General features: G+C 55.6%; 25 protein-coding genes. 15 read left to right on the top strand and 10 right to left on the bottom strand.

Annotation, left to right across the window (positions count from 1 at the left end):
* From WBP50_RS10310 to WBP50_RS10290, 5 genes are all read left to right on the top strand, one after another.
* A partial coding sequence (locus WBP50_RS10310) for a peptidase U32 family protein (RefSeq protein WP_423934170.1) occupies window positions 1-1,125 on the top strand: 1,125 nt, incomplete at its 5' end.
* Window positions 1,126-1,407: 282 nt separating this feature from the next.
* Window positions 1,408-2,487, top strand: coding sequence for a 4Fe-4S dicluster domain-containing protein (locus WBP50_RS10305; protein WP_423934169.1), 1,080 nt, complete (start codon window positions 1,408-1,410; stop codon window positions 2,485-2,487).
* 53 nt (window positions 2,488-2,540) lie between these two features.
* A complete protein-coding gene (locus tag WBP50_RS10300) occupies window positions 2,541-3,365 on the top strand; it encodes an FAD/NAD(P)-binding protein (protein WP_423934176.1) in 825 nt (274 codons plus the stop codon).
* Between the two features lie 12 nt (window positions 3,366-3,377).
* Window positions 3,378-4,142 carry an NADH:ubiquinone oxidoreductase gene (locus WBP50_RS10295; RefSeq protein ID WP_423934166.1) on the top strand — a complete coding sequence of 255 codons (765 nt, stop codon included), beginning with the start codon at window positions 3,378-3,380 and terminating at the stop codon, window positions 4,140-4,142.
* Complete coding sequence (locus tag WBP50_RS10290; RefSeq protein WP_423934164.1) at window positions 4,132-5,406, top strand: Ni/Fe hydrogenase subunit alpha; 1,275 nt, start codon at window positions 4,132-4,134, stop codon at window positions 5,404-5,406. The genes WBP50_RS10295 and WBP50_RS10290 overlap by 11 nt, the downstream gene beginning before the upstream one ends.
* A gap of 9 nt (window positions 5,407-5,415) precedes the next feature.
* Here WBP50_RS10290 and WBP50_RS10285 read toward each other — a convergent pair whose 3' ends face one another.
* The 6 genes from WBP50_RS10285 to WBP50_RS10260 form a co-directional block, all read right to left on the bottom strand.
* Window positions 5,416-5,559 carry a hypothetical protein gene (locus WBP50_RS10285; RefSeq protein ID WP_423934162.1) on the bottom strand — a complete coding sequence of 48 codons (144 nt, stop codon included), beginning with the start codon at window positions 5,557-5,559 and terminating at the stop codon, window positions 5,416-5,418.
* 75 nt (window positions 5,560-5,634) lie between these two features.
* Window positions 5,635-6,468: a DUF4349 domain-containing protein gene (locus tag WBP50_RS10280; protein WP_423934173.1), complete on the bottom strand. Its 834-nt coding sequence runs from the start codon at window positions 6,466-6,468 to the stop codon at window positions 5,635-5,637.
* Window positions 6,469-6,651: 183 nt separating this feature from the next.
* Window positions 6,652-7,080: an FKBP-type peptidyl-prolyl cis-trans isomerase gene (locus tag WBP50_RS10275; protein WP_423934159.1), complete on the bottom strand. Its 429-nt coding sequence runs from the start codon at window positions 7,078-7,080 to the stop codon at window positions 6,652-6,654.
* Window positions 7,081-7,217: 137 nt separating this feature from the next.
* Complete coding sequence (locus WBP50_RS10270) at window positions 7,218-8,315, bottom strand: mechanosensitive ion channel family protein (RefSeq protein ID WP_423934157.1); 1,098 nt, start codon at window positions 8,313-8,315, stop codon at window positions 7,218-7,220.
* Window positions 8,316-8,341: 26 nt separating this feature from the next.
* Window positions 8,342-9,535 carry a protoporphyrinogen/coproporphyrinogen oxidase gene (locus WBP50_RS10265; RefSeq protein ID WP_423934155.1) on the bottom strand — a complete coding sequence of 398 codons (1,194 nt, stop codon included), beginning with the start codon at window positions 9,533-9,535 and terminating at the stop codon, window positions 8,342-8,344.
* Window positions 9,536-9,717: 182 nt separating this feature from the next.
* Entirely contained in the window at window positions 9,718-10,245 is a 528-nt protein-coding gene (locus tag WBP50_RS10260) for a gamma carbonic anhydrase family protein (protein ID WP_423934152.1), read from the bottom strand.
* A 166-nt stretch (window positions 10,246-10,411) separates the two neighbouring features.
* On the opposite strand from WBP50_RS10260, the gene WBP50_RS10255 reads away from it, so the two are divergent.
* From WBP50_RS10255 to WBP50_RS10225, 7 genes are all read left to right on the top strand, one after another.
* Entirely contained in the window at window positions 10,412-10,699 is a 288-nt protein-coding gene (locus tag WBP50_RS10255) for a DUF6804 family protein (RefSeq protein WP_423934150.1), read from the top strand.
* A 117-nt stretch (window positions 10,700-10,816) separates the two neighbouring features.
* Window positions 10,817-11,551 carry an LPS export ABC transporter ATP-binding protein gene (gene lptB / locus WBP50_RS10250; protein WP_423934147.1) on the top strand — a complete coding sequence of 245 codons (735 nt, stop codon included), beginning with the start codon at window positions 10,817-10,819 and terminating at the stop codon, window positions 11,549-11,551.
* A 143-nt stretch (window positions 11,552-11,694) separates the two neighbouring features.
* A complete protein-coding gene (locus tag WBP50_RS10245) occupies window positions 11,695-13,200 on the top strand; it encodes a B12-binding domain-containing radical SAM protein (protein WP_423934144.1) in 1,506 nt (501 codons plus the stop codon).
* Between the two features lie 161 nt (window positions 13,201-13,361).
* Window positions 13,362-13,634, top strand: a complete 273-nt coding sequence (locus WBP50_RS10240) for an RNA recognition motif domain-containing protein (RefSeq protein ID WP_292004355.1) — start codon at window positions 13,362-13,364, stop codon at window positions 13,632-13,634.
* Between the two features lie 193 nt (window positions 13,635-13,827).
* Window positions 13,828-15,231 carry an HD domain-containing protein gene (locus WBP50_RS10235; RefSeq protein ID WP_423934141.1) on the top strand — a complete coding sequence of 468 codons (1,404 nt, stop codon included), beginning with the start codon at window positions 13,828-13,830 and terminating at the stop codon, window positions 15,229-15,231.
* A gap of 122 nt (window positions 15,232-15,353) precedes the next feature.
* Complete coding sequence (locus WBP50_RS10230; protein WP_423934139.1) at window positions 15,354-15,680, top strand: YtxH domain-containing protein; 327 nt, start codon at window positions 15,354-15,356, stop codon at window positions 15,678-15,680.
* A complete protein-coding gene (locus WBP50_RS10225) occupies window positions 15,673-16,476 on the top strand; it encodes an alpha/beta fold hydrolase (RefSeq protein WP_423934138.1) in 804 nt (267 codons plus the stop codon). The genes WBP50_RS10230 and WBP50_RS10225 overlap by 8 nt, the downstream gene beginning before the upstream one ends.
* Window positions 16,477-16,500: 24 nt before the next feature.
* Here WBP50_RS10225 and aroA read toward each other — a convergent pair whose 3' ends face one another.
* From aroA to WBP50_RS10205, 4 genes are all read right to left on the bottom strand, one after another.
* On the bottom strand, window positions 16,501-17,805 hold the full coding sequence (aroA, locus tag WBP50_RS10220; RefSeq protein WP_423934135.1) for a 3-phosphoshikimate 1-carboxyvinyltransferase: 1,305 nt from the start codon (window positions 17,803-17,805) through the stop codon (window positions 16,501-16,503).
* A 100-nt stretch (window positions 17,806-17,905) separates the two neighbouring features.
* A complete protein-coding gene (gene rpsU / locus WBP50_RS10215) occupies window positions 17,906-18,103 on the bottom strand; it encodes a 30S ribosomal protein S21 (protein WP_292004360.1) in 198 nt (65 codons plus the stop codon).
* A gap of 30 nt (window positions 18,104-18,133) precedes the next feature.
* The gene (locus WBP50_RS10210) at window positions 18,134-18,694 is read right to left on the bottom strand and encodes a hypothetical protein (RefSeq protein ID WP_423934132.1); all 561 of its coding nucleotides are present in this window, start codon (window positions 18,692-18,694) and stop codon (window positions 18,134-18,136) included.
* A gap of 368 nt (window positions 18,695-19,062) precedes the next feature.
* Complete coding sequence (locus WBP50_RS10205) at window positions 19,063-20,436, bottom strand: pyridoxal-phosphate dependent enzyme (protein ID WP_423934171.1); 1,374 nt, start codon at window positions 20,434-20,436, stop codon at window positions 19,063-19,065.
* Between the two features lie 306 nt (window positions 20,437-20,742).
* Between WBP50_RS10205 and alr the strand changes: the two genes are divergently transcribed.
* The 3 genes from alr to WBP50_RS10190 are packed head-to-tail and all read left to right on the top strand — an operon-like array spanning window position 20,743 to window position 23,302.
* Window positions 20,743-21,867 carry an alanine racemase gene (gene alr / locus WBP50_RS10200; protein ID WP_423934129.1) on the top strand — a complete coding sequence of 375 codons (1,125 nt, stop codon included), beginning with the start codon at window positions 20,743-20,745 and terminating at the stop codon, window positions 21,865-21,867.
* A gap of 22 nt (window positions 21,868-21,889) precedes the next feature.
* Window positions 21,890-22,441 carry a ComEA family DNA-binding protein gene (locus WBP50_RS10195; RefSeq protein WP_423934127.1) on the top strand — a complete coding sequence of 184 codons (552 nt, stop codon included), beginning with the start codon at window positions 21,890-21,892 and terminating at the stop codon, window positions 22,439-22,441.
* Window positions 22,442-23,302, top strand: coding sequence for a hypothetical protein (locus tag WBP50_RS10190; RefSeq protein WP_423934125.1), 861 nt, complete (start codon window positions 22,442-22,444; stop codon window positions 23,300-23,302).
* Window positions 23,303-23,678: the final 376 nt, after the last annotated feature.

The following is a 23,678-nucleotide window of genomic DNA, read 5'->3' as shown; positions in this document are numbered from 1 at the left end:
AACATGCGCGCGTCGAGCCGCAGCTTCACTCCGGAGGAGTTGCCCGAAGTTGCCAAAGCCTGCAGCGAACATGGAGCGAAGTCGTACCTTGCGCTCAATACGCTGATCTACGATAACGAGATAGCGGGCATGCACGAAACCGTAATTGCCGCTAAAGCCGCCGGTATCGACGCGGTGATCTGCTGGGACATGGCGGTGATCGAGGCGTGCCGCACAGTGGCAATGCCCTTCCACCTCTCCACCCAGGCGTCAGTCAGCAACTACGCCGCCGTAAAGCACTACGCGGCTCTCGGGGCCGCGATGATCGTCCTCGCGCGCGAGCTTACGATCGAACAGATAAAATCCATTACCGATGCAATAAAAAGGGATGATCTGCCGGTAAAGATCGAGTGTTTCGTGCACGGCGCCATGTGCGTTGCCGTATCGGGACGATGCTTCATGTCGCAGGATCTCTTCGGCCGCTCGGCCAACCGGGGTGAATGCCTGCAGCCGTGCCGGCGGAAATACCGCGTTACCGATACGGACGAGAAGTTCGAATTCGATCTCGGTGAGGATTACGTAATGAGCCCGAAAGATCTCTGTGCCATAGAATTCATCGACGAACTTGTCGAGGCCGGCATTACCGGATTCAAGATCGAAGGACGCAACCGCAGCCCGGAGTACGTGCAGCTCGCCACGGCATCCTACCGCAGGGCAATCGACGCATGCATGAGCGAAGAAAACGCCCCTGAAGGGCGTCTGCGATACAGAAAAACCGCAGAAACCCTGAAGGAAGAGCTTGCCCGGGTCTACAACCGGGGATTCTCCGGCGGATTCTATTTCGGACAGCCTTTCGAAGCCTGGGCGAAACGGTACGGATCACTCGGTACCGAAAAGAAAACCTATATCGGCATCGTTGAGAAATACTGGCCGAAAGCCGGTGTAGCTGAAATCCTGATCCATGCGCGCGGTCTGCAGTCGGGCGAAACCCTCTCGATCCAGGGACCTGAAAGCGGCCTCGTGCGATTCGATGATGCCCGGTTCTACTGCAGCGAAGCCCCTGCCGAACAGGCCGGAAAAGGCGACCTCGTCACCATCAAATGCGACCGCGTCCGCAAGGGCGACAAGGTGTATGTTATTGAATAGCGGTGAGCGGTGGGCCAGTAGCTCCGCAGGAGCGGCATGCCGGTAGCTCGGGGGGCAACCCAGGGATAGGGTGCCACCCTACACACCGGTTTTTTTCGCCCCTTTCATCCATTATCTCCTTTTAGTCCCGGTCCCGTTACTTTAAGGATTCGCAAAATCCCTCAGCACAGCTTGCTTTGCGGGACTGCTTTTCCTTAACTTGCCGTATGGCCTCCCGTAAGCCAATAAGCCAAATCTCATTCGCCCCGTTCAGGCAAACGGTAAACTGAGGAGCCGGCAATCATGATCTACAGAGTCATTTCCAAACCGGAGTTCAGAAGTTTCATCGACGCTCTGGTAAAGGCAAACAGTTCGTTCGGCCCTCGCCGGGTGGACACGGCGGCCAATGGGGATCCGGTCTACCAGTTCATGCCGGTGGGCTCGGCGGATGACATCGAGTTCGATTACACCACAACAGCATCGTCGGCCAAGCATTTTTTTCTTCCGTTTTCCGAAGAACTCTCCCGCTTCTGCTTTCACGAGCGCGACTGGGAGCAGAAAATCTCCTACGAGGCCCAGCCAGTCGTACTCATAGGCCTGAGGGCCTGCGACATCAGCGCATTGAACATTCTCGACGACGTGCTGCTCAAAGGCAACTACCCATCGCCCTACTATCTGGCAAAGCGCAAGAACACCTTCGTGATCGGCATGGACCATCTGCCGCTCCCCGGCTGTTTCTGCAAATCTCTTGCCCACCATACGGTTTCGACCGGCTTCAATCTCTTCTGTTCGGACATCGGGGAGAAATACTACCTCTCGATCAACTCTTCGAAAGCGTTCAACTACCTCAAGGATTTCCAGACCGAAGAACCATCCTACGAAGACAACTGCCTTCTTACCGAGCGGCGCAAGCTTATCAGCCGCAGCTTTCAGACCGAGGTTGACGTCACCAGCCTGCCGAGCATTCTCGACATCGAGTTCGACTCCCCTGTATGGGAAAAATGGGGAACGAAGTGCCTGAACTGCGGCACCTGCGCCATGGTCTGCCCCTCCTGCTACTGTTACTCGGTCGAGGAGCGCTTCGACATCGACCTGAAAGGAGCTTCACGCAACCGGAAGCTCTACTCCTGCAATCTGGTCGATTTTGCCGTGGTGGCAGGAGGACACAACTTCCGCCCCAAGAACGGCGACCGTCTGAAATACCGCTACTACCACCAGCACCGCGGTTTTGCCGAAAACGGCAACCAGCAGATCTGCGTGGGCTGCAACCGGTGCGGCAGGGCATGCCTTGCAGGCATCAACCCCAGGGATGTGATCAACGACCTCAGAATGGAGAAGGATTCATGCATGATATGCGTTTCGCAATCCCCCGGCAGGACCTGAACCGTGAGGCCTTCGCCTCGTCGGTTCCGGATTTCAACCGGAAATCAGAGATCATGAAAACCGATACCGGCTACAAGTGCCGCATAACCAACATCATCAGCCTGACCGATCAGGAAATGCTGTTTCAGCTCCGCATTGCCGACCCTCGCGAACGCAGCATTTTCCGGTTCAAACCGGGCCAGTTCCTCATGCTCGAACTGCCGGGTTACGGCGACGTACCGATCTCCATATCGAGTTCCAACAGCAACCACGAGTTCATCGAGCTTTGCATCCGTAATGCCGGACACGTCACTTCGGCGCTCTTCAGAACGGAACCCGGCATGCATGTAGCCATCAGAGGCCCGTTCGGGTCGTCATTTCCCATGGACGAGATGGCAGGCCACCATGTGCTGCTCATTGCCGGAGGACTCGGCATCGCGCCGCTCCGGGCGCCGCTCTTCTGGATCAACGAACACCGCGACCGCTTCAGGGAGGTTCACCTGCTCTACGGAGCCAGAGAACCCTCCCAGCTCCTTTTCTCCTACCAGTTCGAGGAGTGGAAAGCGATCAGCCATATCCAGCTGCACACGATCGTCGAGCAGGCCGGTCCGGAATGGAAAGGAGAAACCGGTATGATCACCCGGCTGTTCGACAATGTTTCCATCGAAGCGCAGAACACCTATGCCATCGTATGCGGCCCGCCCGTCATGTTCAAATTTGTCTGCAGTCACCTCGACCGGCTCGGCATACCCATGAACCGGATGTTCGTTTCGCTTGAACGGCGAATGCACTGCGGTATGGGCAAGTGCTGCCGCTGCATGGTGGGTTCAACCTTCACCTGCATCGACGGACCGGTTTTCGACTACTGGTCGGTCATGAACCTCAAAGAGGCCATTTGAAGCTGCTGCCCTATGAAGAACCCGGTATACACATTCGAAAAACTGAAATTCGCCTCGTTCGAATTCACCTGCTGCGAAGGGTGCCAGCTGCAGCTTGCTAACCGCGAAGCGTCGCTCGAGGCATTTTTCAGCCTGCTCGATGTCAGAACGTTCAGGGAAATTTCCTCGGAAAAACATGACGACTACGACATCGCCTTCGTGGAGGGGAGCATCAGCCGCAGCGACGAAATCGAACGGCTTCTGGCTATTCGCCGCCAGGCGAAAACGCTTGTCGCATTCGGAACGTGCGCCTGTTTCGGGGGGGTCAACAGCCTGAAAAACCGTTTCCCCATCAAAGAAAGCATTGCGGAGGTATACGACGGTCTGCCGGTTGAAACCCTGCCTGTGCGCAAAATCAGCGATATCGTCAAGGTCGATCTCTCCATCCCCGGGTGCCCGGTCGCCAAGGAGGAGATCGAAAGAATTGTGGTGAACCTGGTAACCGGATCGCTTCCGGCAATGCCGAAATACCCGGTCTGCGTGGAGTGCAAGGAGCGCCTGAACACCTGCCTTTTCGATCTCGGGGAAATCTGCCTTGGTCCGGTTACCCGTGCCGGGTGCAGTGCGGTCTGCACCTCAGGAAAAACCCCCTGCCTTGGCTGCAGGGGACCGGCGGAGGACAGCAACTTTCCGGCATTCATGGAACTGGTGAAAGAGCGCGGGCTCAGTCGGCGGGACCTTCAGGAGAAACTCGGTTTCTATAACGCATTTGAAGCCTATACCGTCCATGAAACGTGACTGCTCGATCGATATCCGCCATCTGACAAGGGTTGAAGGCCACGGCAATATCCTGATCAGGATCAGCGGAGGAAAACTCGTGGAAGCCCGGTGGGCGGTTGTGGAAACCCCGAGATTCTTCGAAGTGATGGTAAAAGGCATGAGCGCCGAACGGGTGCCGTTCCTCACCTCGCGAATCTGCGGCATCTGTTCGATCAGCCACGCCCTTGCAAGCATCAGGGCGCTCGAACGGGCCATGCAGGTAACGCCTCCTCCCGCCGCCGAAGCCGTGAGACTGCTGGCCATGCACGGCGAAACCCTGCAGAGTCATGCCCTGCACCTTTTCTTTCTTGCCCTGCCCGACTTTGCCGGCACACCGGGCATACTGCCGCTGCTGGAATCGCACCCGGAACTGGTAAGGGCAGGACTGCATCTCAAGGAACTCGGCAACGAAATCAGCACCGTCACCGCCGGACGGTGCACCCACCCGGTCAGCCTCGTGCTGGGCGGGCTCAGCAAGGCGCCCGACAGGAAGCACCTGCAGCAGCTCCTCGACATAATCGGTGAACGGAAGTCTGCGCTCGAAGTTGCCTGCGATTTCTTCGCTTCGCTCGATATTCCGCAGTTCGAGCGGGAAACCGAATTCATTTCGCTCCATAACGGATCGACCTATCCCTTCATCGGCGGAGAACTGGTTTCCACAGACGGAGTCAGGCGAAGTGAAAACGATTACCTCCTGATGACCAACGAGTACCTCACGGAGTTCTCCACATCCAAATTCACCCGCTGCAGCCGGGAATCGTCGGCAGCAGGCGCGCTCGCCCGCTTCAACAACAACAGCGCATTCCTGCACCCCGAAGCGAAAAAAGCTGCCGAAAAGCTCGGGCTCCGTAAGGTTTCGCACAACCCCTTCATGAACAATATCGCGCGCCTCGCAGAGTGCGTGCACATCCTCTACGATGCGGAAGCGCTCATAGAACAGCTCCTCGGCACGAATCTGCAGGAGATACGCACGCACTTCACCCCGAAAGCGGGCAGCGCAACCGGAGCCGTCGAAGCTCCGCGCGGCATTCTCTACCACCATCTGGAAACCGATGAGGAAGGCAGGGTCACGAAGGCTGACTGCATCATCCCCACAACGCAGAACAACGCCAACATCCATTTCGACCTGCATGCACTTGCCCTGCAGTCGCTCGAAGAGGGAAAAACCGATCGGGAAATCGAAAAGCTCGCCGAAATGCTGGTACGCTCTTATGATCCCTGCATCTCATGCTCGGTGCATTAGTGGGTTTTGTCAGAACTCGAAGCGCTTCAGCATCATGCCGGTCAGTTCGGCAAGTTTCTTTCTGGCCCCAGGATCTCCGGCGACCGGTGAGTGGCGTGCAGGCCGGAGGTTCTCGAAATACTCGCCGTTACAGCCGCCCCGTGCAATCTCCATGACCGTCCCGTACACCTCTTCGCCACCACAAGCCCCTATTCCGTCAGTGCTGCAGGTTATGCATAGTATCGCTCTTCACTTCCTCAGCTTCCAGACAAAACGGATACCTGCAACAATCGCCGCGCCGGCAAAAAGGAACGGCCAGAGGGAGATGGCTCCGAGCAGGAACGTGAGGAAGTTGTTCCACCCCTCGCTGAAGGCCAGGCCGAAGCGGGACGCAAAGCCCTGCATTTCGGGTTTGAGCTGGTAGAAGGTGATCGTAAGCGTGCTGAGGCCGATACGGTTCCGGAGGTATTTCAGACGTCCTTCGAGCGACTCGATTTCGGCGCGTACCTCTGCGATGTACTTTTCGGTTTCGAGCACGTCGCGCACCGAAGCGGCTTTCGCCAGAAGGGCGATATAGCGCTCCTCCGTGGCTTTCTTGACCTTGAGACGCTGCGAGACGTCGATGAACTCCTCGGTCACGTCGGTAGCGGTTACCGACTTGCTGTCGAAGCGGACAACGCCTTTTTCAAAATCGGCGAGAAAAGCATCGAACCTGTCGGCGGGAATCCTCAGCGTCATGCGCTGCTCGATGCGGTCCGATCCCTTGTACTGCTCGTCATTGGAAACATATGCATTGTGACGCCTGGCAAGGCTCTCTATCCATGTTTTCGTCTTTTTGAGATCGGAGGTCTCGAACACGGCCTGTCCTTCGCGGATTATCTGCTGGGCAACCTGCGGGATTGCGGTCGGCTGCGTCGATCCGGAGCTCCTTTCCCCTGCTGCGACCTCGGGAGAAGGCGCAGCAGGCGACTCGGCTGCCACCCTGCTCTCCACTGCCGATCCGGCTGCCGGCATGTCGGACGTCGCAGCCCCGTAGCGCCGGCCCTCCGCACCGCAGGCCGCGACGGCGAGCAGGAGAAGCATCAAAACAAAAAATGTTGCTGGAGTTTTCATGAGTGGAAAGGCGAAAGCAGTTGACTTTCCGATTAGTAACGGGTAAACAGGAAAACCGCCGGGAGCGGTTCTTTATCAGCGCCAGAGGAGCGACATGCTGCCAGCGCAGGGTGAACCCCTGCAAAGCAGCCGAGCCGCTCCCGGCGGTTTTACCTATGCAATCTCGACCAGCTCTATCTCGAAGGTCAACTGCTGGCCGGCAAGCGGATGGTTGGCGTCGAGCGTGACCTCCGTCTCCGACAGATCGACGATCATCACGATAGCCTGCTGCCCGTCGGCAAGACCGACCTGAAGCTGCTGGCCGATTTCGAGTTCCATATCGGCGGGAAAGCGTTCGCGAGCGACCGGCGTTACCAGTTCCGCGCTGTGCGGGCCGTATGCGTCATCCGGCTCTATTACCGTAGTGCGTACCTGACCGGGCTCCATGCCGAGCACGGCAATATCGAATCCGGGAATAACCTGCCCGCCCCCGATGGTGAACTGCAGCGGATCGCGGTTGGCCGACGTATCGAACATGGCGCCGTCGTCGAGCGTGCCGGTGTAGTGGACTTTTACGGTATCTCCCTGTTTGGCTTGAGCCATATGTACTCTCCTTTTAAAACAATGATCGAAATTTTTCATACGGTGCCGAACCATCACCGGTAGCTTTTGTAACAGCAATGCTCACGACAGCTTCAAAGCTATGGAAAAAAGAACAAAAAACACACCGGGAAAAACCCTCAGGCAATTTCGTCGATCCCCGCAGCAGATGCGCCCGCACCGCTCTGATCCATTTCCATGCGCATTTTCGGCAGACCGCCGGGATAGTCTTTTCCGATGAACGAGACAAGCTGCTCACGCACAAAACTCCGCAGCTCCCAGACATCGGCAGAATTCCTGCCGCTCACCAGCGCCCGGATCTCCACCGACTTGTCCGTCGTATTGGTCACGTGCATTTTCACCACCCTGCCGTCCCACAGCGGCGTCGAAGCCACAATCCGTTCGAGTTCCCTGCGGATCTCATCCGGAGGAACGTTGTAGTCGGTGTACAGGTAAACCGTGCCGAGCAGCGCAGTGGAATTACGCGACCAGTTCTCGAACGGCCGGTCGATAAACCAGGTGATCGGCGCGATCATCCGCCGCTCATCCCACAGTTTCACCACGACATAGGTAAGCGTTATCTCCTCGATTCTTCCCTGTTCACCTTCGACAACGACAATATCGTCTATCCTGATCGGCTGGGTGATGGCAATCTGGATCCCGGCAATCAGGGTGCCGAGGCTCTTCTGCGCGGCAAAACCGAGAATCACACCGGCAATACCGGCGGAAGCGAGAATGCTCAGACCAACCTGGCGGACGGTATCGAAGCTCATCAGTACGCCTGAAACGGCAAACAGCACAATGAGCACATTGAGGATTTTCCGGGCAAGACTTACATGGGTGGCGATTTTCCGGGACTCCTCGCTCTGAGACGAGGAGGTAGGATAGTGCTGCAGCATGAACTGCTCGACGACCATGATAAGACGCATCAGCAGCCACGCAAATTCGATGATGGACGCGATAAGCAGGGCGTGACGGAGCAGCTCCTTCAGGTCAGTCGAAAGCGGCATGTAGTGCAGCAACGCACCGAGGCCGATAAGGACGGTAAAGAGCCTGAAAGGCCAGGCCAGCAGTTCAAAAGGAACAGCACGCTCCTTTATCGATGCCCGGATCCGGATAATGGCCTTTTTGAAAACCAAGTTCGCAAGAAAAAAGAAAAGCAGGGAGAGCGGAACAATCAGCAAGGGCACCAGATAGGTGCCCTGCATGAAATCGCGGAATAATTCGGATGTGTTCATCGGTTCGGATTCTTACGAGGACATGACTATCCTTTCAGTCGTTCATATTCGCTTTTCGAACGAATCACACAATCCTCAATAGCCATACCGCCGAAATAGTTGCCGCAGAGAAGCAGGTTCTTTTTGTCCTCAAGCATGGTATTGATTTTTTCAAGCCACTGAAAATGAGTCATGCGAAGCGACGGCACCGTATTGATTCTGTTAACGCTGTGCACTATGTTCGACATGCTGACGCCCAGAGTGCTGGTGATGCACTCCCTTTTGGTTTTTTCATCAAGTCCCGGCCTGAAATGGAAGGCAAACCCGCGGTAACTGTCGTCAGGCACGGTATCGCGTGAAACAGCGGAAAAAAACACATCGCCCGGAGATATGACGGCAGCAACAGGCTTGAGGTTTATATGCTCCTTCCCTGCAATCACCCCGACTGAATCGACCGTAGCGGCCTTCAGCTGGCCGAGATGATTGGCGATATCAGGGTTGACGTCCCTGAGCAGGTTCGACGAAACCGCCGAAGGCATGGCAAGCGCAAGCGTCGAAGCGATGAACTCATCGCCGCCGGCAGTTCTTATGAAATACTTCCCGTTTTCAAGCCTCACGCCAAGCACCTCGGTACCGGTAAAAATATTGAGGCCACGCTGTGCTGCAATAGCGAAGGCCACGCTTTGCAGGCCATCTTTGAAGGTATAGTTTTTAAGCACACCCTTTCGTTTCTCGCGGCTCTTGAACATCATTTCGGCAGGAAAATCATCGGTCGGCTGCGAGGGCACGGCATTGAAAAAGTGGCTGAGGACGTCACGGTAGTTCTGCTCGCCCACGATCTTCGAGTAATAGGACTTCACGCTCTGGCCGGTCTTCTTCAGCTTGAAGAGGTTCGGAACCGACATGAGCAGCTCGGGAATGGAGAGCTGCGAAACGATGGACTTGATCTGGCCATCGATCATGAGCGAAAACGGCACCTTCGCCCTCGGAATGATGGTGTCCGTGACCCCGCACCCTTCAATGATATCGAGAAGATTCTGGTAGGAGCTGTAACAGGTATGCGCTCCGAGTTCAAGCCAGAAGTTTTTTCCTGAAGATGCATATTTCGAAGAAGCGAACGAACCGCCGACCTCGCTGTTCTTTTCAAGCAGAGCGGTCTTCATCCCTCCTTTGATACAGTAATAGGCAAGACTCAAACCGCTGATACCACCGCCGACGACAACAACATCATGTTCCTTCATGGCAGAAAAAAATTCATAGGATATAAAAAAACCGATTGTGCCTGACAGGCTCCGTTACAGAAACTGCTTCAGCATCACCTTCCGGGACAATTTAGCTAAAACTGAAACCGAAAAGAACTCTGCTGAAAAAATCGGTTGCTGAACCTGAAATAATGCGGAAACCGCAAAGGCTCAGGAACCGGTTATTGCCGATCTTCGCCGTCGCGATAGTTCTGTGCATAGCGCACGTAGTTCTCCGGCGACTCTTCTATATTCCTCCGCTCGGCATCGGTAATGGGACGAATCACCTTTGCCGGCACTCCGGCAACCAGCATGCCGGAAGGCACCGTAAACCCCTGTTTCACCAGCGAACCCGCGGCGACAACCGAGTAGGGCTCCACCACGCAATCGTCAAGGAGCACCGCGCCCATGCCGATCAGCACAAAATCCTTCACCGTGCAGGCATGCAGCACGGCTCCATGACCTATGGTCACGGAGTTGCCGATGACAAGCGGCCCGGTATCGTGCGTGACATGCAGGGTCACGTTATCCTGAACGCTGCACTTTTCTCCGATGCGTATCGGACAGACGTCGCCACGCACCACCGCGTTGAACCAGATGCTCGACTGCGCACCGATATGCACATCGCCGATCACAAATGCACCGTCAGTCATGAACACCGACTCATGAACCACCGGCCATACTCCCCTGTAAGGCATTATTTTTCCCATAAACGTACCTGATTGTAAACCTGAATGCTGCTTTTCCTCTTTTTATGATAGTTCAAGAGCCGGGAACTTCATAATTTCGAATGTAACATAACAGGAGAAACCGGAATTGAAGCGCCAGCGGATCCGCAGGGCAGTTTCCGTCTATCCTTCAAATCAATGCGATTTTATGCCAGTACAGATCGTCATCATCACGGCAGTCATCCTGCTCTTTGCCATACTGCCAGTTCCCGAAAGCTACTACGCCCTGGTGCGGGTTATCGCATTCGGAACCTTTGCATGGGGCGCCTACACCAATTTCACGAAGCCGCCGCTGTACATTCCCCTCATGTACGCGCTCTTTGCCGTCTGCTTCAACCCGCTTTTCGAAATTGACCTGCCAGAGGAGATCCGCATACCGGCTCACCTTGCAGGAGGAGTGATGCTTCTCCTTACAAGACGCCATATTGCCGGATAGCATTCCGGTGCGTCACTTTTCCCCATGCTATTGACCCGATAAATTTTACATTTCCTTACGTATCGCAAACAAGGGAAATCAACCGTCCCCCGTCACCGAAGACATAGACAACAAGGAATGAAATCCACACTGAGCTGCAGCGGGCTGAAAAAAATCTACAACAAGCGCGAGGTTGTGAAATGCTCGACGCTGGAAGTGAAGCAGGGGGAAATCGTAGGGCTTCTGGGGCCAAACGGCGCAGGCAAAACCACCACCTTTTACATGATTGTCGGTCTTGTGCGCCCTGACGGAGGCAAGGTACTGCTCGACGGAACCGAAATCACCGGTCTGCCCATGTACAAACGCGCCCGGCTCGGCATCGGCTATCTGCCGCAGGAAGCCTCCGTATTCCGCAAGATGACTGTCGAAGAGAACATCCGGAGCGTGCTTGAATTCACCTCCCTTTCAAAAGCCGAACAGCATGAGAAAACCGAAAAAATGCTCGACGACCTCGGCATCGCCCATATCCGCAAAAGCATGGGATACGCACTCTCGGGGGGAGAACGCCGCCGCACCGAAATCGCCAGGGCACTGGCGCTCGACCCGAAATTCATTCTGCTCGACGAACCGTTTGCCGGAGTTGACCCTATTGCCGTCGAAGATATCCAGCAGATTGTGCGGGATCTCGTAAAACGCAACATCGGCGTGCTCATCACCGACCATAACGTCCACGAAACCCTCTCCATCACCAACCACGCCTACCTGCTCTTCGACGGGAGCATCTTCATGCAGGGCACCTCGCAGGAAATCGCCGACAGCCCCGAAGCCCGCAAGCACTATCTCGGCGAAAAGTTCAGCCTCGAACGCTACTGAGCGGGCCGGATCCGGACAACCCCCAATCGTATCCTCTCAGGAATTAAAAGACCATTACTCTTGTTTTTAAAGTTACAGACCGTTGCCTCCGTGGAGGCTGCGGTCGGGTCTTCTGTTCCTAACCCGATGGACTATTCGACACCATGAAACTTCTTCTTGTCTACCCTGAATTTCCGGACACCTTCTGGAGCTTCAAACATGCGCTCAAATTCGTAAGAAAAAAAGCTTCGCTCCCTCCGCTCGGCCTTGTAACCGTAGCCTCCATGCTCCCAGAAAGCTGGGAACAGAGGCTGGTAGACCTGAACGTTCGCCCGCTGAAACAGAACGATCTCGACTGGGCCGATATGGTCTTTATCAGCGCCATGGGCGTTCAGCAGGAATCCGCCCGGGATGTGATCGCCAGATGCCGGGCTGCCGGCATAACCGTGGTCGCCGGCGGTCCGCTCTTCACCACCGGACACGACCAGTTCGGCGAAGTCGATCACTTTGTGCTGAATGAAGCCGAGCTTACCCTTCCGCTTTTTCTCGAGGATCTGAAAAACGGCTGCGCGAAAAAGCTCTACACAACCGGAGAGTTCCCCGATATCACCCGAACACCGGCGCCGAAGTGGGAACTGCTCGATATGCGGAAATACGCCTCGATGGCCATCCAGTTTTCGCGCGGCTGCCCCTACCGGTGCGACTTCTGCAATGTCACGACCCTGTTCGGCCATAAAATACGCACCAAAACAAGCGCGCAGATCATAACCGAACTTGAAAGACTCAGAAGCATGAACTGGCTGGACAGCGTCTTTTTTGTGGACGACAACTTCATCGCCCATAAATCGTATCTGAAAAAAGAGCTGCTTCCGGAACTGATCGCATGGAGAGAGTCGAACGGCGTTTCGACGAAATTCTATACCGAATGCTCCATCAATCTGGCCGACGATGACGATCTGATGGCTCTTATGGTCCGCGCAGGATTCAACCAGGTCTTCATCGGCATCGAAACCCCCGACGACAGGGCCCTGCAGGCCTGCGGCAAACAGCATAATATGTCGAGAGACATGCTGGAAAACATCCGGAGGATCCAGAACGCAGGCATAGAGGTGCAGGGCGGATTCATTGTCGGTTTCGACAGCGATACTCCGTCGATTTTCCAGAAACAGATCGAGTTCATCCAGAAAAGCGGGATCGTAACCGCCATGGTCGGCATCCTGCAGGCGCTGCCCGGCACGAAGCTCTACGAACGCATGCAAAGCGAAGGGCGGCTGCTCGAAAACTCCAGCGGCGACAACGCCGACAGCAACACCAACATCATCCCGAGAATGGACGCCGACCTGCTGAAAAAAGGGTACCGGGAGATGATGAACCACCTCTACGCCCCGAAACACTACTACAGGCGAATACGGACGCTCCTGCAGGAATACAGGGCGCCGGTCGGTCAGATCAAGGGCAGGTTCAGGATGAGCCAGCTGATGGCATTTGCCCGCTCGACGGTCATGCTCGGCATAATCGGAAAAGAGCGGTTCCAGTACTGGAAAATACTGATATGGACGTTCTTCAACCGCCAGCAGTCGCTCTCGCTTGCCGTAACGCTCGCCATATACGGCCACCATTTCCGCAAGGTCTGCCGCCTTCATCTCAAAGACGCCCGGCGGGCGGCATGATAACGGACCCGGATTATTTTCCGTTTGTTTTATGAAAAAATAAACGGTATAATGATTCGTTAGGCCAACAGTTGGCCTGAAAGCTTTCAAGTGATTTGTGCTTTTGGTTATTTGACAGCCTTTCTCTTTTTGATCAAAGCACGAATTACTATGCTACAAGTATGAACATTTACATTGGCAATCTTGATTACGGCGTTACCGAAGCCGATCTTCGTGACACTTTCGGCGAATTCGGAGAAGTATCAAGCTCCAGCGTCATCACCGACAAGTTCACCGGCCGTTCCAAGGGATTCGGTTTTGTTGAAATGCCGAACAATGCAGAAGCATTGCAGGCGATTTCTTCCCTGAACGACAGCGATTTAAACGGCAGAACCATCAAGGTCAACGAGGCAAAACCTCGTGAAGAGCGCCCGATGTCCCGCCCAAGGTACTGAACCTTACCGTTTACAGGATACGCGAAAGCTGCCGTTGCAAAACGGCAGCTTTTTTTTTGCCCTGTTTTTCTCAATTCCACTTCGCCCTCAACCCTTCTGTTTGTCCTGCAGGCTTTGTTGCGTATCTTGAAACCCTGAAAGCAGCGTAAGGGTGCGACCGGAGACTGACCAGGGAGTTCCAAAAAAGATTTTCATGATCGCCGAACAATTTCTTTTCCACGCCGAAGGCGGGTTCATCAGGCTTCCGGTATGGGGCCATATCCCTCTCAGCGACCCGCTGAAGCGGATTCTTGCCCACCCTTCGTTCATGCGGCTTAAGGGTATCCGGCAGCTTTCCTTCTCACAGCAGGTCTATCCGGGCGCAACGCATACCCGGTTCGAACACTCGATCGGCGTATACCACCTGATGAAGCTGATTCTGCAGCGGATGGTAAGCAACCCGCTTGCCCTCAGCCTGCAGAAAAACAGCTTCCGTTTCGACGACGGAAGCTGCCGGCTGCTGCTTGCAGCGTGCCTCCTGCACGATATCGGCCACTACCCCCATGCCCATGTAATCGAGGAACAGATCCCCTCCGGCAGTTCGGGACCGGCGTTCTCTCATCATGAAGATCTCTGCGGACGCTTCATCCATCAGGAACAGCCGGGATTTCCCTCCATCGCCGAAATTCTGCACGAAGAGTGGCAGGTCGAGCCGGACGGGGTGATCGCCCTGATCAGAGGCAATTCGAAAAGCGGTTTCGGAAAGCTGATCAGCGGCACGCTCGATCCCGACAAAATGGATTACCTCATGCGCGATGCGCACCACTGCAACATTCCGTACGGAAGCATCGACATCGAACGGCTGATCGAATCGTTCGTGCCCGATCCCGAACGGGAGCGGTTTGCCATAACCGAAAAAGGCATTGCACCGCTTGAAAGCCTGCTGTTCGCCAAATACATGATGATGCGCAACGTCTACTGGCACCATACAGGCAGATCGCTTTCGGCCATGCTCCGCCGTTTGCTGCAGGCGGTGATCGACGAAAAGCTGATAGGGGAACGCGAGCTGCAGGATCTCTTTTACGACAACGCGGACGACCGGGTACTGTTCGAACTCAAAGCCATGCTTCCCGGGCTTGCCGCAGCGCAAAACCTGCTGCTCGAAGACATCCTGCATCGGAGGGTCTACAAACGCGCCCTGACCATCCAGCCATACACGGAAACCGGAGCGGACAGCCGCCTGTTCGCCTACGCAGCGGACAGCTCGCTCTGCCGGAAAAAAGAGATGGAGATCTGCCGTTTTCTCTCCGGCAGGTACCATCTGAACCTCAGCGGCCTGGAAGTACTGATCGATCCGCCTTCCGGCAAGGACATTTTCGACTACAACGACCTCCGGGAACTTCGGGTTTATCCTACCCGGTCGGAGCATCTTCACTACGGGCTGCAGCTCTCCTCGGAGTACTGCCGTTTCGACGATTTCGGAGAATCGGTCTTCCGTTCGGATTTTATTCTCTCGTTCGAGCGTTACACTAAAAAATTCAGGCTGCTCTGCCGTGAAAATCTCGCCGAAAAAATTTCGGACTCGATGCATCAGGTGATGGAGATTCTCCGGTCATGAAATCCTGAAATTTATGTATCTATAAGTAAGACAGACGATCACTACTCTAATCAAGGGAACCTCCATACGGTGGGAGAACGGTCAATAACGTTGCAGAGGCGCCCTCTAATCCGGACATAATCATGGAACAGCAGCAGGACAAATTCTACAAGGGGCTTTTCTTCGGAGCTGCGCTCGGAGCGGCGGCAGGCACCATCATGGGACTGCTCTTCGCCCCGCACAAGGGTACCGAAACCCAGCAGATCATTTCCGGAAAGGTCAAGCACGCAATCGACAAGGCCTCCGATTATTATGAGAGCACCGAACACGACAGCACCTACAGCAACGAGGCAAAAAAGCGCTCTCAGGAAATCATCGATACCGCCCGCGATGAAGCGAAAAAAATCCTCAACGAGGCGAACAACATTATCCGGGAAATCAAGGGACATGTAAAACCGGAAAATGCCTGAACCCATGCTGACCTGCAGAACCACCAAAAACCCGCAATCACGCCGCGGCCTTCACACCGTCGTGCTCCTGCACGCCTTCCCTCTTTCTGCTGCGATGTGGGACGCCCAGCTCATGGCGCTTGAAGAGGCCGGTATTGCCGCCATAGCACCGAACGCATACGGTATCGAAGGATCGCCGGAAAAAACGGACTGGACATTCGAGGAATATGCCCGCGACATTTCGGCCATGCTGGATGAAGCCGGCTGCGGAAAAGTAACGGTTGCAGGACTCTCGATGGGCGGATATCAGGCATTCGCCTTTTACCGGCTCTACCCCGAACGCACCGCATCGCTGGTGCTGTGCGATACCCGTGCGGAAGCCGATGCCCCCGAAGCGGCGCGACAGCGGCAGGAGTTCATCGAAGCCGTGGAAACCAAAGGACCCGGCGAAGCGGTAAAGAGAATGATGCCGAACTATTTCTCTCCGGCAACATACACGGCCGACCCCTCGCTCGTCGAACGGGCGGCAGCCATGATAACCTGCCAGTCCCCCGCCGCCATCACCTCGGCCATGAAAGCCATCATGAAGCGTGCGGATTCGACAGCCCTGCTCTCCGGCATCACCTGCCCGGTTCTGGTGCTGAACGGCAGCGAAGACCGGCTCACCACTCCCGAAACCGCCCGCTCCATTGCAGAAGGAATTGCCGGATCCCGGCTCGAAATGATCGCGGATGCCGGCCATCTGGCGAACATGGAAAAGCCGGAAGCGTTCAACCACGCCCTGCTCGAACACATCGGCAGGCTCGGAACACACTGAGCCCGCCGATATGCCTCAAGCCCTTCAGACGGTGAGGCTGTCGATAATTGCAAAAAAATTGGGAAAGGAAACCCCGACAACATCGGACTGGGAAAGCTCAATGGCTTCGCCGGTAGCGCGCGCGGCCACAGCGAAGCTCATGGCTATCCGGTGATCGTCGAAACACTCCGCGGTTACCCTTCCGGAAGGCCTTCTCCGGCGGCCTATCACCCTGAAGCCGTCGGGATACTGCTCGCAGTCGAAACCGAGACGCTCGAGATTCACCACAATGGCATTGATGCGGTCGCTCTCCTTGGTTCGAAGCTCCTCGGCATGATGCAGTTCGAACTCCCCGGAAGCGAAAGCCGACAGTACCGACAGCATCGGCAGCTCATCGATGACCCCGGCGACAACCGTCCTGTCGCTGATGACAAGCGGATTCAGGCCGGGAGTGCTGCGAACCAGAATATCGCCGATGCATTCACCGCCAATGATGCGGCTGTTCTCGATGGTGATATGCGCACCGGCCCCTTTCAGCACCGGAATGAACCCCACGCGCGTCGGATTGAGACATACATCCCTGATGATGATTTCCGAACCCGAGCCGAGAAGGGCGAGCGCAACGAGAAAACATGCCGCCGAAGGATCGGAGGGAACATGGAACGGCCGGGCCGGGATGGTTTTTCTGCCGGGAATGACGATCGTGCGCTGACCATCCGGACTGTCTATGGTTTCAAGACCGAGCATAAGCTCGGTATGGTCGCGGGAGCGGACCGGTTCCAGAATTCTCGACTCACCGTCGGCATGCAGGGCGGCAAACGCGACAAGCGATTTCACCTGGGCCGAGGGAACCGGAAGCACATAGTCGATCGGAGAGATATCCTTCACGCCCCTGATCCGTACGGGAGCCGTTCCCGCCTGGGAGAGTTCTATGTCGGCGCCCATCCGGCGCAGGGGATCGGCAATCCGCTTCATGGGACGCTTCATGAGGGAACTGTCGCCCACAAGCTCGCTCTCGAAAGGCTGTGCGGCAAGAATGCCGGCAAACATCCGCATGGTGCTGCCGGAGTTGTTGCACATGAGCGGCTTGTCCGGAGCGGTAAAACTCCAGAGCCCGCGCGAAGTGACGATTACCTTTCTGACAGGGAATCCGTAAGCGCCCTCGACCTCCTCCTGGATAATCCCGATACCGGCATCCCGCAGCACGCCGAGCGTCGACTGGTTGTCGAACCCTGCTGAAAAGTTGGTTATTTCCGTGACCCCCTCCGAAAGGGAGCCGATCAGCGCGGCACGGTGGGAGATCGACTTGTCGGGAGGCAGCGCCGTTACTTCACCTTTAAAAACACCCATATAGTTCTATATTTTTTTCTTTTCCGGAAGGTGCCATAAAAAAAAAGCAACTCCCTTCCGAAAGGAGTTGCTTTTTAACATCATGATTCAAACCTGACGGTCAGGAATTGCATTCTTCATTCGCTCTCTGCGCTCTGCGCTTGCATCTCGAACGTTTCAGACGGCTATCCACTGACGGTTTGACAAAGTATGCTCTTTTACGGAACTCCTTCAACACGCCGGCCCGCTCGTATTTCTTCTTGAAGCGCTTCAGCATCTTGTCGATGGACTCGTTATCATTAATCTGCACACTAACCAAAAGTATTCACCCCCTTTGTAATAATAAAGATCAACGTCTTAATTTCAGTTTGATAAGATCGGTCAGGCTTTCGGAACTCTTTTCCTTGCCGGAATTGACCTGAACGTTTTCAAGCAGCTGTTTTCTGCCGCTTTTGCAAAACTCTACAATAATAACATAAGCTCCGCTTCCGGTGGCCTGTTTTTCACGAACCACCCCGACTTCATCGAGAGCCTGATGGTAAAGCGCGTCGCCCTTGGCATAGATGCCGTGCGGAGAATACACCTGGCAATCGCACGGATTCAGCTCTTCAGGGCTCAACTCCCTGTCGATCTGGATCTGCCACTCCTTGAGCAGGTGTACCTGATTGCATACCGAACAACGGATCCAGTACTGGTTTTCTGCCGACGGCAGCATATCGTCATGCTGGCCTTTGGCCTCTTTCGATTTTTTCGGAGGCTTGGCGGCAAGCAGATCATCAACCTTGGGTTTGTCACTGGGAATCCATTCGCCGACAAAGACTTTTTTGGTAATCTGTCCACACCCTTCACAGAAGCCGGACTTTATTTTACCCTCCAAAATGAACTGTCTTTTTCTCGACTCTACCTTCATATGACTTTGCTGATTGATAATGTGCACCCGATAACCTTGCATCCGACCCTGCGGCAGTGAAAAGCACATCCGTCTTGCGAAGCGGACCTGTCGCTTACCCGAGGACCGGCGGATACAGCAAAGAGAATCCGGAAACTTCAGGACTGCTTAAATAAGGAAAACTCCAAAAAAAAACAACCGGATAATTTTCCTGATGCAGCAAAACGCCCTGAAAACGTCCCGGTGTCTGTATTTTCCCGGCACGAAGCAACCTCACATCAGCCCTCTTCCCGGCTCCGCAAAGGGAATGATATGGCGCGGACGGCACAAAACCTATTTCTTTCTTCACCGAACCCCGTTATCCGGCTCCCCGCAGAACCGGACAGCCTCTATTTATGCGTCAGGGCATCGATAAGATCGGATTTCGTAAGCAGCTGCAGCCTGCCGTCCGAAAGGCTGATCAGTACGCCTGAAGCGCTCTGCTGCAGCTTGCCCGAAAGCTCCGAAATGGTTGCATCGGGCCGGCAGACCGGAAAAGGCTGTTCCATGAAACCAACCACTTTGGAGTTCATGGCCTCATCGTTTTCGATAAGAATCGAAAGAATCTTGTTTTCGCTGATACTGCCGATCGGCGTGCCATAGGAAACAATGGGCAGCTGCGAAACGTCGTTCTGCTTCATCATTTCGAAAACCTCGGCGAGCGTGGTTTCAGGGCTTGCAAAAATGAGGTCCATGCGCGCCTTGAGCTGCAGGATATCCTCGGCGGTAATCTGTTCGAGAGCGGTTTTGGCCTTACGGTAGAAGCCCTTCTGCTTCATCCAGACATCATTGAACATCTTGCTGAGATAGTAGCCTCCGAAATCGTTCAGCACGGCCACCACACAATCGTCTTCACCATATGCCGCTGCCGCGCCGAGCGCCGCTGCCATAACCGCGCCGGAGGCTCCCCCGGCAAAAACCGCTTCCGCACGCAGGAGCTCGCGCCCGCAGTTGAAGGCATCATTGTCGCTGACCTGCACGATATCGTCGATAACCGAAGGGTCCCAGAACCCTGAAGCCTGCATTGCGCCTATCTCCTCAAGTTCCCAGGCCGCCGGCCTGCAGGCTGTCCCGCTCCTGAAAAGACTCTGGTAAACCGAACCAACAGGTTCGACCCCGATAATCTTCACCGAAGCTTTTTCAGCTTTGAGAAAATGACCGATGCCGGAAATCATCGCCCCGGAAATCATGGGCACGAACACATGCGTTACCCGGCCCTCCGTCTGGCGCGCTATCTCCCGTCCGGTAAAGCCGGCATGCACATCCCTGCTTACCGGATTCTCGTACATATCGGCAAAAAAAGCGTTGGGAATGTTCCTGACCAGACTTTCGGCCACCTTCATGCAGCTTCGCGGTTCACCGGGCAGGGCATCAGAAGGCGTGATCACCATTTCAGCCCCGAGCGCCCGAAGCACATCCTGCTTTTCACGGGATATCTTGTCGGGAGCCGCCAGAAGCAGTTTATACCCCCTGCTCACTCCGGCCATCGCAAGCGCTATGCCGCTGTTGCCGTAAGTCCAGTCCACGAGGGTCATGCCGGGATGGATCAGCCTCCGGTCCTCGGCATCGCGAATGATCGCCGAAGCCGCCCGGTAGTAGTGCGAGCAGGCCGGATTCATATACTCGAGCTTTGCGGTGACTTGCGGTTTGATATGGCGCGCCATCTGCCTGACAGGCACAAGAGGAGTTTCGGCTGCAATCCCGAAAATATCGTGGTTCGACATGATGATGATGATGATAGGTTGCATGCCGCGCATCGCGCAGCGTCGTTTTCCGTATAAGATATACATAAATTGACGAATCCCCGATATGCCGAAAAGAGCGGCAATCGACACCTCGAACGGCACTGCCGGCCACTGTCGCGAAGTTCGCGGCGCCGCCGCCGGAGGCTCAACCCGCCCGCCAAACTTCAGGTTTGATAATCCGGGGCAAAAAATGTTTAATTACTGGACGTTTTTATAACCGGAAAACACCCTGCTGCCGCTACTGGGGCGGCGTTTTTCAGGAACTCTAAAAAAACCGTACAGATCATGACCGACTCTGCTCCCCAGCCCATGGCGGAAGCCCGCATCGCACTGTCGCACCTCGACGGGAATATCCGCGCTATCAGGCATTGGACGGGCGGGCATGTCCGCATCATGGGTGTCGTAAAGGCAAACGCCTACGGCCACGGCGTCCACCGTGTAGCCGGAACGCTCGAACATGCAGGGGTCAGCGATTTCGGCGTTGCCAACATTCAGGAAGCCGTTGCGCTGAGAACCGGCGAGGCGCTGAAAAAGCCTGCGGCCATTCTTGCCTTTTCATCTCCCCTTCCCGGACAGATAGACGCCTATCTGCAGCACGATATCGAAATGACCGTCTGCAGTTTCGACATGCTCCGTGCCGCCGAAGAAAAAGCCTCCGCATGCGGCAGAAAGCTCACCCTGCAGGTCAAGGTCGATACCGGCATGGGACGCCTCGGCCTCCAGCCTGCGGAAACCATGGAACTGCTCCGGGCAATCGACCGTTCCGGGCACCTCACCCTCAAAGGCATCTACACCCATTTCGCCGAAGGATCGAAACCCGACGGCTATACCGCATTCCAGCTCGACCGGTTCCGGGATCTCGTCATGCAATACCAGTCGGAAAGCGGCCGAACCGTATGCAAGCACGCCGCAAGCAGCGGCGCTATCCTCTGCCGTAAAGATGCATGGCTCGACATGGTGCGTCCAGGCATTCTGCTCTACGGCTATCTCCCCGACCCCGGCATGCCCTCTCCCATAGCCGTAAAGCCGGTCATGCAGTTCGAAGCGAAAGTGGTGTTCATCAAAACCGTCGGGCAAGGCGCCACGGTCAGTTACAACCGCACCTGGACGGCGCCCGGACCCCGCAGCATCGCCACCATCGCCGCCGGATATGCCGACGGCTACCCGAGAGCGCTCTCCAACCGAGCGACGGTGGTCATCAACGGCAAGTCCTTCCCTCAGGTCGGCACCGTGACCATGGACCAGATCATGATAGATCTCGGAACCGACCATGATGTAAAAACCGGGGATAACGCTATATTATTCGGATGGGAAGGCCCTTCGGCCGACGACATTGCAGGCAGTACCGGAAGTATCAGTTACGAGGTGCTCTGCTCGGTATCGGGCAGGGTAAAGCGTCTCTTTATCTGAAAGAACAAGCCCGTTCCTGCGCATGAACCCTCTCGAAAGGCTTGCGGTCAGGCTGAGCCTGACCAGAGCCGAAATATCGGTTATATCCCTTCTGGTGGTATTCCTCGTACTGGGCGGCGCAGTCAGGAATTTCCGTTCGGTACGCGATGCCGATGCCCAGTTGCAGCGGCAGGAAGATGAACGGTTTTCCGAAAGAGAAACCGACAGTCTGATAGGAGTCGCATCGGCGCTTGCCGCCGGCACCGCCGCCCCGGAAACAGGCGGTAAAACCGAAGCCCTTAACCTTTCGGACGAGCAGCTCTACCCCGAGGATTTCGAAGAGGAAAAACCGCGCAAAAAAAAAACGGCAAGACGTTCGGGAAAAAAGGTATTTAACGGGACCCTTGCCTTCAACAGGGCAACAGAAAAACAGCTGCAGCAGATTCCGGGCGTAGGACCGGTCATGGCCCGGCGGCTTGTAGCCTTCAGGGCATCGAAAGGAGGCCGGGTTGACCGTCACGAACAGCTGCTGGACGTGAAAGGCATCGGCAGGAAAAAACTGGAAATCCTAAAAAAGCACCTTACGCTCGAGTAAATGAGTAAAAGTCAGTTGGCCTGTGCGATCAGCAGCACCGAAAGCGCATTTGTACGGATTAAAACCTCCGGTTCCGGCAGATACGTTATCACTGCCTGCAGAACCGTCCCTGTCGGCGCCTGCGATCTCCAGGGGAGGAAAACGGACCGCGGCATCAAAAAACTGCTGTCGCTCACCGACGCATGGAAGGACGAAGCTCTGGCGCTCTGCTTCTGTCCCGACACCTATTTTCCCCTCAACGCATACTTTCCCGCCAATGCGGCAAGGAATGCCTGCTCGGAACAGTGCCGTATCGAAGCATCGCACTTTCTTATCCGTCCCGAGGAATTTCTGCACGACCATACCGCATACTCCGGTTGCCGGAACGGGGACAAGCTCGAAAAACATCTGGTGCTGTTCTACCGCGCCGAACCCTTTGCAACCCTCTCTGCAAAATTTGCGGAGCGCCACCCGATAGACTTCTGCGGCTCGCCCCTGCTCCCATCCGTCCACCGCTCTCGAAGCACCGATGGGCCAACCGCCATGCTGGACCTTGAAAAAAGCCATGTCGTGCTTACCGTTACGGAAAACGGGCAGCTCGAATACTTCAACTTCCGCCGGGTAGGGAACCGGAAAGAGGCAGAATATTTTGCCATACATGAGCTGCAGAACAACCCGCAATGCCGCCGGAGCGCCGTCCAGGCTGCCGGCACACTGGCCGACAGGGCCATGACCTCGCTGCTCGAAAAGGAAACGCTCTGCAATCTTGTTCCCCCCGCCATTCCGGAAAAAGTGGAGTTCGCCGGAAAAGAAAGCGCATCCTGCCACTCATGGGCAACATCGAGAGCCATCAGTACCGCCCTGATGGCTCTCGAAAACTGAATGGGGCAACGCCCCGATTCTGCCGGCATACCGTCCCTTCGGATCCCAGGGTTTTACCCTGCGCTACCGACATATCGTCCCTACGGGACTGGGGAAACCGGCATGCCATCTTCTCTTCTAACCCCGTAGGGGTGCCATATCGGTAGACACAAGCAACCCGCCATCCCCTCCCTCTTAAAGCTCCGGAGGAGCGACATAACGGTAACGACGGGTGTCAACCCGGCGGCAAACGGCAAAACCCATATTTCGGGGGGGTACCCCATTTCTACCGATATATCGTCCCTGCGGATCCCAGGGTTTTACCCTGCGCTACCGACATATCGTCCCTACGGGACTGGGGAAACCGGCATGCCATCTTCTCTTCAAGCTCCGGAGG

Origin of the sequence: Chlorobium sp. (assembly GCF_049593655.1) — a bacterium.
In the GTDB taxonomy this organism is placed as follows: domain Bacteria; phylum Bacteroidota; class Chlorobiia; order Chlorobiales; family Chlorobiaceae; genus Chlorobium.
Note: the sequence above shows the minus strand (reverse complement) of the source record. Positions and strands in the feature narration are given on the sequence as shown.

What these genes read in the sequence shown, in the direction of transcription:
- WBP50_RS10305 (WP_423934169.1), top strand. Translation starts at nt 1,408, where the DNA reads ATGATCTACAGAGTCATTTCCAAACCGGAGTTCAGAAGTTTCATCGAC.
- WBP50_RS10300 (WP_423934176.1), top strand. Translation starts at nt 2,541, where the DNA reads ATGAAAACCGATACCGGCTACAAGTGCCGCATAACCAACATCATCAGC.
- WBP50_RS10295 (WP_423934166.1), top strand. Translation starts at nt 3,378, where the DNA reads ATGAAGAACCCGGTATACACATTCGAAAAACTGAAATTCGCCTCGTTC.
- WBP50_RS10290 (WP_423934164.1), top strand. Translation starts at nt 4,132, where the DNA reads ATGAAACGTGACTGCTCGATCGATATCCGCCATCTGACAAGGGTTGAA.
- WBP50_RS10285 (WP_423934162.1), bottom strand. Translation starts at nt 5,559, where the DNA reads ATGGAGATTGCACGGGGCGGCTGTAACGGCGAGTATTTCGAGAACCTC.
- WBP50_RS10280 (WP_423934173.1), bottom strand. Translation starts at nt 6,468, where the DNA reads ATGCTTCTCCTGCTCGCCGTCGCGGCCTGCGGTGCGGAGGGCCGGCGC.
- WBP50_RS10275 (WP_423934159.1), bottom strand. Translation starts at nt 7,080, where the DNA reads ATGGCTCAAGCCAAACAGGGAGATACCGTAAAAGTCCACTACACCGGC.
- WBP50_RS10270 (WP_423934157.1), bottom strand. Translation starts at nt 8,315, where the DNA reads ATGAACACATCCGAATTATTCCGCGATTTCATGCAGGGCACCTATCTG.
- WBP50_RS10265 (WP_423934155.1), bottom strand. Translation starts at nt 9,535, where the DNA reads ATGAAGGAACATGATGTTGTTGTCGTCGGCGGTGGTATCAGCGGTTTG.
- WBP50_RS10260 (WP_423934152.1), bottom strand. Translation starts at nt 10,245, where the DNA reads ATGGGAAAAATAATGCCTTACAGGGGAGTATGGCCGGTGGTTCATGAG.
- WBP50_RS10255 (WP_423934150.1), top strand. Translation starts at nt 10,412, where the DNA reads ATGCCAGTACAGATCGTCATCATCACGGCAGTCATCCTGCTCTTTGCC.
- lptB (WP_423934147.1), top strand. Translation starts at nt 10,817, where the DNA reads ATGAAATCCACACTGAGCTGCAGCGGGCTGAAAAAAATCTACAACAAG.
- WBP50_RS10245 (WP_423934144.1), top strand. Translation starts at nt 11,695, where the DNA reads ATGAAACTTCTTCTTGTCTACCCTGAATTTCCGGACACCTTCTGGAGC.
- WBP50_RS10240 (WP_292004355.1), top strand. Translation starts at nt 13,362, where the DNA reads ATGAACATTTACATTGGCAATCTTGATTACGGCGTTACCGAAGCCGAT.
- WBP50_RS10235 (WP_423934141.1), top strand. Translation starts at nt 13,828, where the DNA reads ATGATCGCCGAACAATTTCTTTTCCACGCCGAAGGCGGGTTCATCAGG.
- WBP50_RS10230 (WP_423934139.1), top strand. Translation starts at nt 15,354, where the DNA reads ATGGAACAGCAGCAGGACAAATTCTACAAGGGGCTTTTCTTCGGAGCT.
- WBP50_RS10225 (WP_423934138.1), top strand. Translation starts at nt 15,673, where the DNA reads ATGCCTGAACCCATGCTGACCTGCAGAACCACCAAAAACCCGCAATCA.
- aroA (WP_423934135.1), bottom strand. Translation starts at nt 17,805, where the DNA reads ATGGGTGTTTTTAAAGGTGAAGTAACGGCGCTGCCTCCCGACAAGTCG.
- WBP50_RS10210 (WP_423934132.1), bottom strand. Translation starts at nt 18,694, where the DNA reads ATGAAGGTAGAGTCGAGAAAAAGACAGTTCATTTTGGAGGGTAAAATA.
- WBP50_RS10205 (WP_423934171.1), bottom strand. Translation starts at nt 20,436, where the DNA reads ATGTCGAACCACGATATTTTCGGGATTGCAGCCGAAACTCCTCTTGTG.
- alr (WP_423934129.1), top strand. Translation starts at nt 20,743, where the DNA reads ATGACCGACTCTGCTCCCCAGCCCATGGCGGAAGCCCGCATCGCACTG.
- WBP50_RS10195 (WP_423934127.1), top strand. Translation starts at nt 21,890, where the DNA reads ATGAACCCTCTCGAAAGGCTTGCGGTCAGGCTGAGCCTGACCAGAGCC.
- WBP50_RS10190 (WP_423934125.1), top strand. Translation starts at nt 22,442, where the DNA reads ATGAGTAAAAGTCAGTTGGCCTGTGCGATCAGCAGCACCGAAAGCGCA.